15 protein-coding genes are annotated in these 13097 nt (G+C 33.4%); 8 read left to right on the top strand and 7 right to left on the bottom strand.

The window, feature by feature from the left end; genetic code table 11:
* The first annotated feature begins 38 nt into the window (after positions 1–38).
* Positions 39–1034 carry a diphthamide biosynthesis enzyme Dph2 gene (gene dph2 / locus Nisw_RS06085; protein ID WP_141977415.1) on the top strand — a complete coding sequence of 332 codons (996 nt, stop codon included), beginning with the start codon at positions 39–41 and terminating at the stop codon, positions 1032–1034.
* Here dph2 and Nisw_RS06080 read toward each other — a convergent pair.
* Positions 1029–1628 carry a tetratricopeptide repeat protein gene (locus Nisw_RS06080; RefSeq protein WP_141977413.1) on the bottom strand — a complete coding sequence of 200 codons (600 nt, stop codon included), beginning with the start codon at positions 1626–1628 and terminating at the stop codon, positions 1029–1031. The two genes, dph2 and Nisw_RS06080, sit on opposite strands and share 6 nt — an antisense overlap.
* 6 nt (positions 1629–1634) lie before the next feature.
* The gene (locus Nisw_RS06075) at positions 1635–2708 is read right to left on the bottom strand and encodes a zinc-binding dehydrogenase (protein WP_141977411.1); all 1074 of its coding nucleotides are present in this window, start codon (positions 2706–2708) and stop codon (positions 1635–1637) included.
* 87 nt (positions 2709–2795) lie between these two features.
* Here Nisw_RS06075 and Nisw_RS06070 point away from each other — a divergent pair, with 87 nt between their 5' ends.
* Together Nisw_RS06070 and pheA are read left to right on the top strand one after the other, a co-directional pair.
* The gene (locus Nisw_RS06070) at positions 2796–3347 is read left to right on the top strand and encodes an exosome complex RNA-binding protein Csl4 (protein WP_141977409.1); all 552 of its coding nucleotides are present in this window, start codon (positions 2796–2798) and stop codon (positions 3345–3347) included.
* Positions 3348–3349: 2 nt separating this feature from the next.
* The gene (pheA, locus tag Nisw_RS06065) at positions 3350–4165 is read left to right on the top strand and encodes a prephenate dehydratase (RefSeq protein WP_141977407.1); all 816 of its coding nucleotides are present in this window, start codon (positions 3350–3352) and stop codon (positions 4163–4165) included.
* Here pheA and Nisw_RS06060 read toward each other — a convergent pair.
* Genes Nisw_RS06060 through folP form a run of 3 tightly spaced genes read right to left on the bottom strand, consistent with a single transcriptional unit; the run spans position 4162 to position 6989 of the window.
* Complete coding sequence (locus tag Nisw_RS06060) at positions 4162–4629, bottom strand: hypothetical protein (RefSeq protein WP_141977405.1); 468 nt, start codon at positions 4627–4629, stop codon at positions 4162–4164. The genes pheA and Nisw_RS06060 overlap by 4 nt on opposite strands.
* Positions 4630–4664: 35 nt before the next feature.
* Positions 4665–6095, bottom strand: a complete 1431-nt coding sequence (gene guaB / locus Nisw_RS06055) for an IMP dehydrogenase (protein ID WP_141977403.1) — start codon at positions 6093–6095, stop codon at positions 4665–4667.
* Between the two features lie 45 nt (positions 6096–6140).
* Positions 6141–6989 (bottom strand): dihydropteroate synthase, encoded by an 849-nt coding sequence (folP, locus tag Nisw_RS06050; protein ID WP_141977401.1) that lies wholly within the window; start codon positions 6987–6989, stop codon positions 6141–6143.
* A 34-nt stretch (positions 6990–7023) separates the two neighbouring features.
* On the opposite strand from folP, the gene Nisw_RS06045 reads away from it, so the two are divergent.
* The 5 genes from Nisw_RS06045 to Nisw_RS06025 are packed head-to-tail and all read left to right on the top strand — an operon-like array spanning position 7024 to position 10533.
* Entirely contained in the window at positions 7024–7758 is a 735-nt protein-coding gene (locus Nisw_RS06045) for a 6-hydroxymethylpterin diphosphokinase MptE-like protein (protein WP_141977399.1), read from the top strand.
* 35 nt (positions 7759–7793) lie between these two features.
* On the top strand, positions 7794–8366 hold the full coding sequence (locus tag Nisw_RS06040) for a hypothetical protein (RefSeq protein WP_141977398.1): 573 nt from the start codon (positions 7794–7796) through the stop codon (positions 8364–8366).
* Positions 8353–9894: a glutamine-hydrolyzing GMP synthase gene (gene guaA / locus Nisw_RS06035; RefSeq protein ID WP_370510675.1), complete on the top strand. Its 1542-nt coding sequence runs from the start codon at positions 8353–8355 to the stop codon at positions 9892–9894. Before Nisw_RS06040 ends, guaA begins: the two co-directional genes overlap by 14 nt.
* Positions 9895–10257 carry a hypothetical protein gene (locus Nisw_RS06030; RefSeq protein WP_141977394.1) on the top strand — a complete coding sequence of 121 codons (363 nt, stop codon included), beginning with the start codon at positions 9895–9897 and terminating at the stop codon, positions 10255–10257.
* A gap of 15 nt (positions 10258–10272) precedes the next feature.
* Positions 10273–10533, top strand: coding sequence for a DUF2024 family protein (locus tag Nisw_RS06025; protein ID WP_048071400.1), 261 nt, complete (start codon positions 10273–10275; stop codon positions 10531–10533).
* A gap of 1 nt (position 10534) precedes the next feature.
* Here the strand turns inward: Nisw_RS06025 and Nisw_RS06020 are convergent, their stop codons facing one another.
* Both Nisw_RS06020 and thsB read right to left on the bottom strand, forming a co-directional pair.
* Entirely contained in the window at positions 10535–11404 is an 870-nt protein-coding gene (locus Nisw_RS06020) for an ROK family protein (RefSeq protein WP_141977392.1), read from the bottom strand.
* A 37-nt stretch (positions 11405–11441) separates the two neighbouring features.
* Positions 11442–13064 carry a thermosome subunit beta gene (gene thsB / locus Nisw_RS06015; RefSeq protein ID WP_141977390.1) on the bottom strand — a complete coding sequence of 541 codons (1623 nt, stop codon included), beginning with the start codon at positions 13062–13064 and terminating at the stop codon, positions 11442–11444.
* Between the last annotated feature and the right edge of the window lie 33 nt (positions 13065–13097).

The following is a 13097-nucleotide window of genomic DNA, read 5'->3' as shown; positions in this document are numbered from 1 at the left end:
AGTTGGTTTAAATTAATAAAATAACATTTCAAGCTAAATTGATAGTTATAGATGAAAAGAGAATTTTTCAGGAAATTGAAGAAAAAAATCCTGCATCAGTCTCATTAAATGGACCAGATGGTATTTTGCCACAAGTGCAAGAAACTGCAAAAAATATAACAAAAAAATTTGGCATTCCGGCATATGTTTTAGCTGATACAACTTGGGGAACTTGCGATCTGAACTCAAATGCTTCCAAAGTTCTTGGTGCAGAAATTCAATTCAATATTGGACATACAATAAACACTGAAACATATGAAAAAAACTTGATTCTAATTGATGCATATGATGATGTAGAGTTTGACAGTGTAGCAAAAAAATGTGCAGAAATATTGAAAGGTAAAATAATTTCACTGGTAACAGATAGTCAGCATTTACACCAAGTAGACAAAGTTGAAAAAATTTTAACTGATAATGGGATTACAGTAAAAATTGGAAAAGGTAAAGGTCAGTTAAATGATGGACAGGTATTTGGGTGTGAGTTTTATCCTGCAACTGATCTAAAAAAAGAAGTTGATGCATATGTTTTCCTGGGACAAAGCAATTTTCATGCATCTGGAATCGCATTATCCACTAATTTGCCAACATATGTTTTAGATCCTTACTTTAATGAAGTAAGGGAAGTTACAGATTTTGCACAGAAATTAAAAAAGAAAGCAACTCTGGCCATATACAAAGCAGCTGAAGCAAAAACTTTTGGAGTTATTGTAGGATTGAAAGAAGGTCAGTTATCAAAGGTTTTTGCATTAAAAATCAAAGAAGAATTAGAAGCAGAAGGAAAAGAAGTTCAGTTATTTGCATTAACAGATATTACAAATGACAGATTAAGAAATCTGAAAGGAATTGATGCATTTATCCAAGTTGCATGTCCTAGAATTTCTACAGATAACCAGTTTGACAAGCCTGTTTTATCATCACCTCAGGCTAACGCATTGTTAAAAATTCTCAGAAATGAGAGTATTGAAGGATATTTAGAAATCCCACATTGGTTATGATACTAGTTTCTGAAATTTAGGATTATCATATAATTTTTCAAAGGATTTTGACTTTTTTGCTTTAATTTTGTATTGTTTTCCTTGTAAGATTGATTTTTCAAGTAATGATAGTGAATCATCCGTTTTTGAAAGCATTGCTAAACTACAAGATTTATCAAATAAGACATCACCATTTTCAGGATAACCATTCAAAATTACATCACAACAAGAAATAGAATCATCATATCTGCCCATAGAAAACAGTATTCTTTCTTTATGATATAATGCAATATTGTATTTCGGGTTAGATTCTAAAATTTTGTCACATAATGATAATCCTTCAGAAAGATTTCCTTGTTTCCTAAAGGAAGAAATTTTGTTTACCAGTACTGAGATATCATTTGGATGACTTTCAAGTGCAAGATCATAGCATTTCATAGCATTATCATAGTCTTTGAGTTTACTTAGTGCATAGCCTTTATTGTTTAAGGAGCTCAAATGGTGCGGATTTTCATCGAGAATTTTATCATAATATGAAATTGCCTCATCATATTTTCCCTTTAAGAATAATCTGTTTCCTTCATCTAAGATAGAATTTGTTTTTGGATCATTCATCAATAATCAGCTTGGCTTCATTATGATTTTTCCAAAAAGTCCTTTGCCCTTTAACATTTTTGTATGAGCTTCAGCAGCTTTCTCAAGTGAAAAAGTTGAATCAATTATAGATTTTATTTTTCCTTGAGACATCCAATAGAATCCTTGTTCCAGTTCAGCTCTTGTTCCTTGAGTTGAGCCTAAAATGTTAAGTCCTTTAAAGAAAACATGTCGAAGATCAGTTTTAGCCATATAGCCAGTAGTAGCACCAGTAGTAATTACAGTGCCTCCATAATTTAGAAGAGTTAGTTCCTTGTTCCAGTGAGAACCTCCAATGTGCTCAAATATTACATCTACACCAGGAACATCACCATATGGTTTTGTGATTTTTTTTGCAATGGCTCTTACTTCTTTATGCCAATCATCTTTTCTATGATCTACTGCATAATCTGCACCAAGTTCAAGTAATTGATCTAGTTTATCAGGACTAGCAGTTGCAATTACAGTACAACCAAAAAGTTTTGCAATCTGAATTCCATAATTTCCAACACCAGAACCACCACCCATTATCAAAACTAATTGGCCAGGTTGAATCTTTGCTCTGCCAACCAACATATGCCAAGAAGTTAACATAGTCATAGATGCAGCTGCTGCTTCTTCGTATGATACACCTTCAGGAATTTTGACCACATTTACTTCTGGAAGATGGGTGTATTCACAATATCCACCCCAAAGAGGACCTGTCTCAAATCCCCAAATGGTTCGTTTTTTACAATCATATTCTCGTCCAGAAGTACATCTCTTACAAACTCTGCAAGACATGTTTCCATGAGAAACAACTCTATCACCTACTTTGAAATTTTTTACATCTTCACCTACTGCGGTTACTTCACCTGATGCATCAGTTCCAGAAATATGAGGTAGAGGAATTGCAAGAGGCTTACCTCTCATTCCCCAAATATCATCATAATTTAGAGCCGCAGCCTTTACTTTGAAAACTACTTCATTTGATTTTGGCTCAGGAATTGGAATATCTTTAATTTTTAAAATTTTTGAAAAATCATCATCTGTGGTATATTCATCATAAACTAGAGCCTTCATGATTTTTTTGATATTTATCGAAATATATGATTTATCAGAATCATTTGAGCCACAAACAATTATAATCATAAAAACAAAAATTTGAGCATGTCAGAAAATGCAACATATCCAGGCGAGAAAATAGCATCAATTGAAGAATATGAGGCCGGGTACAATGCTTTTGATGATGGAGACATGGTAAGAGCAGCAACCATTGGACAAAAGGACATTGATAAAACTACTAGAACTGCAAATATCAAACATCCAAAGGATCTATCAATACCAAAGGTAGGAGACATTGTCATTGGAACAATTGCAGCAGTAATGTCATCCATGATTGCAGTCTCAATTGATTACATTAATGGAAATCCAACCACATCTAAAGTTGAGTGTGTATGTTCAACAAGAAACATTCGAAAAAGAAATGTTGCATTAGTAAATGACATAGCAAAATTAAAAATTTTAAATCATCTAAACGGTACAATTCATGCAACTATTGATGAACCAAATTTAGGAATACTATTTACAAAATGTCGCAAATGTGGTGGAAAAGTAGTACCTATGCGAGATGCAATAAAATGTACAGAGTGTTCATGGATTGATGAAAGAAAACTTTCTACAGACTTTGGTAAAAGCGATTTCATTAAACTGAGAGAGTAAAAATGATCAGTGTGTCGTTCCAAGGTGAACGGGGGGCATATAGTGAAGCTGCTGCAAGATCATTCTTTACAGAAAATATTGAAACAGTTCCATTTGCAACCTTTGCAGAAGTTTTAGAAAATACATCCAAAGATAAAACAGAGTATTCAGTTTTGCCTGTAGAGAATTCGTTAGAAGGAAGTGTTGGGGAAAGTTATGATTTGTTATATTCTACATCACTAAATGCAACAGGTGAAATTTATCACAGAATAGAACATTGTCTAATTGGAATTGGAGAAATAAATGAAGTTGATACTGTTTATTCACATCCACAAGCTTTAGGTCAATGTAGAAAATTTATTGAAGAGCACAAAATGAAAACAATTCCTGCATATGACACTGCAGGTAGTGTAAAAATAATCAAAGAATTAAACAAGAAGAATTGTGCATGCATTGCAAGTAAAACAGCATCATTAATTTATGAGGTTCCAATTATTGCAGAAAATATTGCAAATAATTTGAACAATTACACACGATTTTTGATATTATCAAAGAAGGAATCGGAAATTTCAGGAAATGACAAGACGTCAATAATTTTCTCAATAAAACATGAACCAGGTTCATTGTATAGAATAATTGAGAATTTTCATAAAAATAATGTAAATCTTACAAAGATAGAATCAAGACCAACGAGAACAAACACATGGGAGTATAATTTCTATGTAGATTTTGAAGGGCATCAAAAAGATTCTAAAATTTTAGAAATGCTGGAAAAAATCAAACAAGACACTCTATTTTTGAAAGTTTTGGGTTCGTACCCTTCAGCAAAATTGAGCTAAAAACCTTTAGGTTTTCTTAACGTGAAACCCATACTAAATCCAATAATCACCATTCCAGCAGTAATGACTACTAAGTGGTACGTAAATAGAATCGGATCAACTGTAATATTCAACGTTGCAACAATATGTAAATCAGTTGAACCAGTATTTTGGATATTTATCATTGTAACACCATCTTCAAGATGAACCCAATCCAAAGTAACTTCCTTGGAATGAGATGTGGTAGGAATTTGTAATCCATCAGCAGGACTAGATAGTTTAAGATCAAATTTATCTCCAGATATAGTCATTAACTGTTTCGCACCACTATTAGCACGAATTTGATAAGAAGTAGATTCTCCAATTCCAAATGTTTCATCAACTTCTACTGTTTGTAGACCAATATCTGAAATTAGAGAGTATGCACCTATTCCAATAATTATGCTACCAACCACTAATCCAATTATAGTTCGTTTTGATAACATGATTCAATCAATCTCAATACTGTTTAAAAAATTATCTACATCAAAGAAACATCATGAGGCTGACTTTCTGCAAATCCAGCTCTTGACATTTTGATAAATTCTGCATTTTCTTGCATTTGTTGAATCGTGTGAGCACCACAATAACTCAAACCTGAACGAACCCCACCTGTTAATTGTTTGAGAATATCAGTGACAGTTCCTTTGTATGGAACCATAGCTTCAACACCTTCTGCAACATAATCATTCAAATCATCATCAAGGGAAATTGAGCCTGTTTCTTTGGATTTTCTACCAATTGAAGCTGCAAGTGAAGCCATTCCACGATAAACTTTGAAACGTTTTCCATTTTTAGTTAAAACTGTACCAGGAGATTCATCAGTGCCACCAAGCATACTTCCAACCATTACTGATGAAGCACCAGCAGCTAATGCTTTTGTTGCATCACCAGATGTTCTAGTACCACCATCAGAGATTATTGGAATTCCATGATCATTTCCAATTTTTGCACAATCCATTACTGCAGTTAATTGAGGAACACCTGAACCAGTAATTACTCTAGTAATACAAATTGAACCAGAGCCTACACCGACTTTAACTGCATCAACACCAGCTTTAATCAAATCTTCAGCACCTTGTGCAGTTGCAATGTTTCCTGCAATTAACTCACAGTCAGGAAATGCTTTTTTGATATTTTTAACAGTACTAATTGCATTCTCGCTATGACCATGTGCAATATCAACAACTAAAACATCAGCGCCTGCATCTAAGAGGGATTCGCTTCTCTCTAAGAAATCACCCTTAACACCAACTGCAGCCCCAACCAAAGGTCTTCCTTTCTTATCTTTGGATGCATTTGGATAATCAGTATTATTTGTAATGTCTTTACTTGTAATCAATCCCTTAATGATACCAGAGTCATCAACTATTGGAAGTTTTTCAATTCTATGTTTATGTAAAATGTCTTTTGCTTCATCCAATGATACTCCAGGTTTTGCAGTGACAACGTCTTTTGTCATTACATCTGAAACTGTTCCATTTGAACCAGCAAAAAGCAAATCTCTCTCAGTAACAATTCCAACTAACTTTGAATTTGAATCAACAACTAACAAGCCAGAAATTTCTTTGTCCTCAGCATAATCTAATGCATCTTGGATAGATTTTTCTGAGGAAATGGAATAGGGGTTTTCTATCATAACACTGCCAGAACGCTTTACCTTAAGCACTTCATTTGCCTGCTCTTGAATAGTCAAAAATCTATGAATAATTCCTATTCCACCAACACGAGCCATGGCTGCAGCCATTGAAGATTCAGTTACAGTATCCATGTTTGCACTTACAAATGGGATGTTAATTGTAATATTTCGGGATAATTTTGTGCTTAGATCGGTCTGACTTCTGCTTGTGATATCTGAATATTTGGGTACGAGAAGAACGTCATCAAAAGTTAATCCTTCTTTGAATTCCAATGAAACCTTGTTAAGAAAGTTGAATATTGATTATAAGCCTTTGTGTTATTTTTTCAGGTTTGATGCAATGGTTATTGCATCTTTTGTTGCTTTAATGTTATGAGTACGTATAATGTCTGCACCATTAATGACAGATATTGCCTCAGCAGCAATAGAGCCAAACAAGCGATCAGATGGATCCTTTTTTAGAATTTCTCCAAGAAAAGATTTGTTTGAAACTGAGATCAAAATTGGATGATTTTCCTTTATGGCATTCAAGTTTTGAATTACAGTTAGATCTCTTTTTATCCAATTAGATTTAATTTTTGTAAAAAATGGGCCTTTACCCTCTTTTCTGAAAAACCCAATAGAGGGATCTAAGACAATTTTTTCTGAAGACACATGAGATTTTTTTGCAATCCTCAAACTCTCTTTGAGTAGTTTTTTTGTAACAGATATGGTATCTCCAGTTACAGTTTTTGAGTCAAAAGCACATAAAATCAGAGATGGAGAAAAATTAGAAATCACATCTTTCATTTCTTGGTCATATTTTAAACCAGAAATATCATTAATGATTTCAACACCATACTCTAAAGCATCTCTAGCAGGTTTTGCCCTACATGTATCAACAGATATAGGAATATTCGATACATCTTGAATAATTTTTACTGCCTCAAGAATTCTTTTTGATTCAGTTTCTTCAGATATCAGAGTAGACAAATATGGAGCAGTAGACATTCCACCTACATCAATAAAATCAGCACCATCATTCTCCATCTCTTTAACAGAATTCTTTATCTGAATCTTAGTAGTATTGATAGATTTTTTATAAAATGATTCAGGGCTGGTGTTCAAAATACCCATTATACGAACGGGATTTTTGCCTCCAACACCTACATTTGCAATTCTAGTCACATGGTTTATCAAAAACTAATGCAATTTGAGTCATATGATGATTTCAGGTTGGAAAACAAGGTATTTAGATATTTTAAAGGAGTTCAATTATGATGAGAAAAAAGACAAAGAATCAGCCATATTATTAGATACAATTCTAAAAAAATCAAAAACAGATGAAAAAATTTGTAAATTGATTCAAGGAAAGACAGTGTTTGTAATAGGTTCTGGTCCATCATTATCAGCTGCAATTCCAAAATTAAAGAAATTAAAAAAAGCAATCAAAATCGTGGCAGATAGTTCACTAAAGCCATTATTGGAAAATGGAATTGTTCCAGACATTGTTGTAACAGATTTGGATGGAGATGAAAACTCTTTAAAAAAAATTGCAAAAAAAGCAATCTTTGTAGTTCATGCACATGGAGACAATGTTGAGAAATTATTTTTTGCAAAAAAATTCAAAAAATGTATTGGAACTACACAAACAAAACCATTTAAAAAAATACAAAATTTTGGAGGTTTTACAGATGGAGATAGGGGAGTTTTTCTAGCAAGTTATTTTGAAGCAAAAAAAATTATTCTGTTTGGAATGGATTTTGGAAATAGAATTGGAAGATTTTCAAACACAAAAAAATCTGAAAGAAAAACAAAATTGATGAAATTAAAAAAAGCAGAGTCATTATTGGAGTGGCTAGCTGTCAATACAAAATCAGAATTATTTACCACTTCAATGAAGATTAAAGGATTTGAAAAGATACCATACAAAAGCCTGGATATTATAATTACCTAGAATGCATTTAATACCCATTCCCCATTTATCAAATTATGAAATTCTCAGAGGAGCAAATGAAGGGAATTGTTACCTTGAAGGAAAGCTTGATCGAGCAAGTTGACAAACATCATGAAGCCATAGAGGCTTTAGAAAAAAATATTACAATTTTAGATCTGTTCTTAAAAGAATCTAGTTTTACCAAAGCATCACAATTAACATCAACAGAAAATGTAGAACCTCAAAAAATCAAAGAATCAGTCAAAGAGGTACAAAACTCAATCCCAATTACGCAGGGAAAAGATGGAAGAGTTATTGCTAATGCATTTGTTACTCCTGAGCAATTATCAATTGTATTAGATGATAATGTAGAGATTAATGCCGATACACCTCCTTTCAAATCATTTTTCCTAGATAGAATAATTGGAGAAATGAAGAAGAAGGATTCAGCAGATGTGGAAGATGGAAAAATCCAAAGAGAATCAATAATTGATTATATAATTAACAAAAATGGCTCAGACATCAGAGAGATTATCATTAAAAATTACAGACAAAAAGAAAGAGTAAACGAACTAATCAATACAGCAGGATGGTCATTATCAAGAATGCTAGAGAATATCAACAAGTGATAACATGGACAAGATTGTAGTTTTAGATTTTGGGTCACAATATAGTCATTTGATTTGTAGAAGAATTAGAGAATTTTCAGTATATGCAGAACTTGTTCCTTTTGATATCAGTTATGAAGAATTACAAAAACACAATCCAAAAGGAATTATTTTTTCTGGCGGACCATCTAGCGTATACAATTCAGATGCACCAGTTCCAGAAAGCAAAATTTTTGATATGAATCTACCGTTACTTGGAATTTGTTACGGTCATCAATTAATTGTAAACAAGTATGGAGGTAAAGTAAAAAGAGCAAACAAAGAATATGGCTCATCGTTACTTACAATTGATAATGATAAGGATTTGCTAAATGGTGTTGGTGAATCAGTAAGAGCATGGATGAGTCATGGTGATGAAGCAGAAGAAATTCCTCCAGGTTTTCAAGTTATAGGTCACACAGAAAGTGCAAAGGCAGCTGCAATTGCATCTAATGAAAAGTCAGTTTACGGAATTCAATTTCATCCAGAAGTTGTTCATACAGAACAAGGAACAGAAATTCTCAAAAATTTTGTTTTGAAAGTTTGTGGGGCAAAACAAGACTGGACTATGGAGGGTTTTATTGATTCTGCAGTTGAAAAAATCTCAAAGATTGAAGGAAATGTACTATGTGGGGTAAGTGGAGGAATAGATTCCACAGTAGCAGCACTATTAATTCACAAAGCAATAGGAGACAGGCTCAAATGTGTTTTTGTCAATAATGGATTGCTAAGACTAAATGAAGAAAAAGAGATTGAAGAAATGTTCAAAGATAATTTCAATGTGAATTTTACATCAATTAATGCAGTAGATAATTTTCTTGGCAAGCTCAAGGGAGTTGAAGATCCTGAGAAAAAGAGAATGATTGTAGGTGAAGAATTTGTTAAGGTATTTACAGAATTTGCTGAAAAGAATGGTCCATTCAAATGGTTGGCACAAGGAACTCTTTATCCAGATGTAATTGAAAGTGGAGTTTCAAAAGGACCAGCAGATGTAATAAAATCACATCACAATGTAGGAGGATTACCTGATTGGCTTGATTTAGAAATTTTAGAACCTCTAAGAGAGCTATACAAAGATGAAGTAAGAATGATTGCAAAAATTCTTGAAGTTCCAGAAAAACTTTTCATGAGACATCCTTTCCCAGGACCAGGGTTAGCTGTAAGAATAATAGGAGAAGTCACACCTACAAAACTCCAAATTGCAAAAGTTGCAAGTAAAATTGTAGAAGATGAATTAGTAGAAGCTGGTATGTATAGCAAAGTATGGCAAGCTTACGCAGCAGTTGGAGACGACAGAGCAGTTGGAGTTGTTGGGGATGAGAGAAAGTATGGAAATATTGTGATGATCAGAGTTGTTGATTCAATTGATGCAATGACTGCAGATTGGACAAGATTACCACACGGATTATTAGAAAAGATGAGTAATAGAATAACAAATGAGATTGAAGATGTTACTTGGGTGACATATACCATTTCAAGCAAGCCTCCTGCAACAATTGAGCCTCAATAGGTGAAAAATTTGGAATACGACAAAATTTGTGATGAGATTTTAGAATGTGACAAAAAAATCAGGTATGTAGGAGTCTATGACTATGGAGAACTGCATGATAAAATGCGTCCAAGAACAGAAAGTTTTCTATCAAGAGAAGAAACAGAATTATCTTTATCTCAAGCAGTTTATCGTTGGTCCACACGTAAAAAAACATCAGATAAGATTGGAAAACCAATATTTGCAGTTGCAAAATATGAAAAAATCTACAGAGTAACAATTCCAATAGGCGGTGCAGGATTAATTTTGATTAGTACAGAATTAGATGCAAATGTAAATGAGATAGTTGACAAGGTTTTAGAAATCAAAAATAAATACTCGTAACAATTTGTGATAAATATGGATTTTCATGTTTTTGACACATATGTCAAGGCAAAAGATGGACACACAATGCATTTTGATGTGGTGACAGACAACAATAATGTAGAAAAGGCAATTTCTTATGCAAAAGAGTGGTTATCTACAATTGGAGAAGAAAATTCCAAAGTAACAACTGAAGAATGTAAATTTTGCCACACACAATCGGTTCCAGAAGATATTGAAATTGAAATAATGACTAATGGTTATTTCATTTCAAAAATGGAAGGATGTCCTGAATAATTTAATTTAACAAAGCAGCACCATATACACCTGCAGAATCCCCCAATTCATTTTTCAGAATAGGAGTTTCAACCAAATCCGAAAAAACTTTTTCGTAAACTAATTTTTTTCCTTCCGTGTATAAGAAATCAATATTTGACAATCCACCTCCAAGAACAATTGCATCAGGATCTAAGATATCAATCACATTTGCAAGACCAAATCCAAAATTTTCTAAGAATTCATCTTTCCATTTTTTTCCAATAGTGTTATCAAGATTTGAAAGAATTTCAGGCATAACTTTTGACTCTCCTGAGAGCAATTCCCATCTTTGCTCCAATGCAGGACCGCTGATATAGGTCTCTACACATCCAGTTTTTCCACAATAACATGGATTTCCATTACGATGTAATGTATGATGTCCCCATTCTCCAGCAATATTGGTTCTCCCTGAATGCAGTTTTCCATCAATAACAATTCCTCCACCAACACCAGTTCCCATTATTACACCAAAAACAAAATCAAAATTTTTTGCAGCACCCATTTTAGATTCTGCCATAGCAAAACAATTTGCATCATTTTCCATAGAGATTTCTTTGTGTAATTTTTCTTCAAGATCTTCTTTTAGTGATTTTCCAATCAGACATTGGGTGTTACTATTTTTTATAAATCCGGTTTTCTTTGAGATTGCACCAGGGGTACATATTCCTAAACTAAAATCTGAAACATTACTTGAAATTTCTGAAACTAAATTTGAAATAGCATCAACTATTTCAGAATAATTTTCTTTAGGGGTAGAAATTCTTTTTCGTTCTAAGACATTCAATGAATCATCTAACAGAATTGCTTCAATTTTTGTTCCGCCCAGATCAACACCTAATTTGTACAACAATAACTTATGAAAATTAGAACGCTTAAGTTTTAGTTAATTATCCCATTGGAGGCATACCGCCGCCACCTGGGCCGCCAGATACTGCAATTACATCATCGATTCTAAGAATCATACATGCAGCTTCGGTTGCAGATTTGATAATCTGTTCTTTAACAGCAATTGGTTCTACGACATCAATAGCAAGCATATCTGCAATCTTTGTGTTTTTAGCATCAATGCCAGTCCACTTGCGACCTTGGTTTTGTTTTGCTCTCAAGTTTGCCATGGTGTCAATTGGATCCATTCCTGCATTCTCAGCAATTGTTAATGGAATTACCTCCAATGCTTCAGCATATTTTTTAATTGCTAGTTGTTCTCGTCCATCAAAATTATCAGCCCAATCTTTGAGTAGTGATGCAGCATATGATTCAGGAGCACCTCCACCTGCAACAATTTCAGGCTTTTCAATCACATCTTTAACTACCATTAGTGAATCATGAATAGAACGGTCAACTTCATCAATTACTCTTTGAGAGCCACCGCGAATCAACATGGTAACTGATTGTGGGTGTTTACATCCTTCAATGAATACCCATTTATCAGATTCAACTTTCTTTTGGTGAACCAAATTAGCAGAACCTAGATCTTTTTCAGAAAGATCATCAATATTACTAATTACGCGACCACCAGTTGCTTTTGCTAGTTTAATCATATCACTTTCTTTTACACGACGTACTGCCATGATTCCATTTTTAGCAAGATAATGTTGTGCGATATCATCAATTCCTTTTTGACAAATTAGGACATTTACTCCAACATCATGTAATTTGTCAACCATGGTTTTGAGCATTCTGTTCTCTTCTTCTAAGAACATCTGCATTTGAGTTGGATCAGAGATTCTAATCTCTGAACTCATTTCAGTTTTTTCAATTTCAAGTGCTGAATTAAGTAAAGCAATATGAGCATTGTCTATTTTTGTAGGCATTCCACTGTGGACAATCTCTTTATCTAAAACAATGCCTTTGACAATTTTGGTGTCTTGAATTGAGCCACCTGATTTCTTTTCAACTTTAATATTTTCAAGGTCTACAGAGTATTCTTCACCTTTCTTTGTAACTATGCTAAGAATTGCATCAACTACAATTTTTGATAATGTGTCACTGTCTTCTGAAATTAATTTTGATTGCATGCTTGTTGTAGCAATTTTAATGAGGGATTCTCTATCATCAGGTTTGATTTTCTTTGATAATTCAGAATAGATTTCAAGAGTTTTTTCTGCGGCTGCTTGATAACCATCAATAATTACAGAAGAATGAACATCTTTTTTGAGAAGTTCTTCTGCTTTAGCTAAAAGTGTACCTCCAAAAACTACAGAAGAAGTTGTACCATCTCCAACTTCATTATCAACAGTTTTTGAAATTTCAACCATCATTTTGGCTGCAGGGTGTTGTACATCAATCTCTTTGAGAATTGTTGCACCATCATTTGTAATAGTAACATCACCTAAGGAATCAACTAACATTTTATCTAGACCGCGTGGTCCAAGGCTACTTTTTACTAATTCTGTAACTAATTTTGCTGCTGCAATGTTGTTTTGTTGAGCATCTTTACCTTTTTGTTGTAATGCGCTCTCTTTGAGCACTAAAACAGGTCCATTTGGTCCTTGTTGAATTGATGCCATTTAGATTCAGCTTCAATCCCCTGAATCCCCCTT

This window comes from Candidatus Nitrosopumilus sp. SW (genome assembly GCF_006740685.1).
Classification (GTDB): domain Archaea; phylum Thermoproteota; class Nitrososphaeria; order Nitrososphaerales; family Nitrosopumilaceae; genus Nitrosopumilus.
The sequence above is the reverse complement of the archived record's forward strand: the minus strand, read 5'-3'. Positions and strand labels throughout refer to the sequence as shown.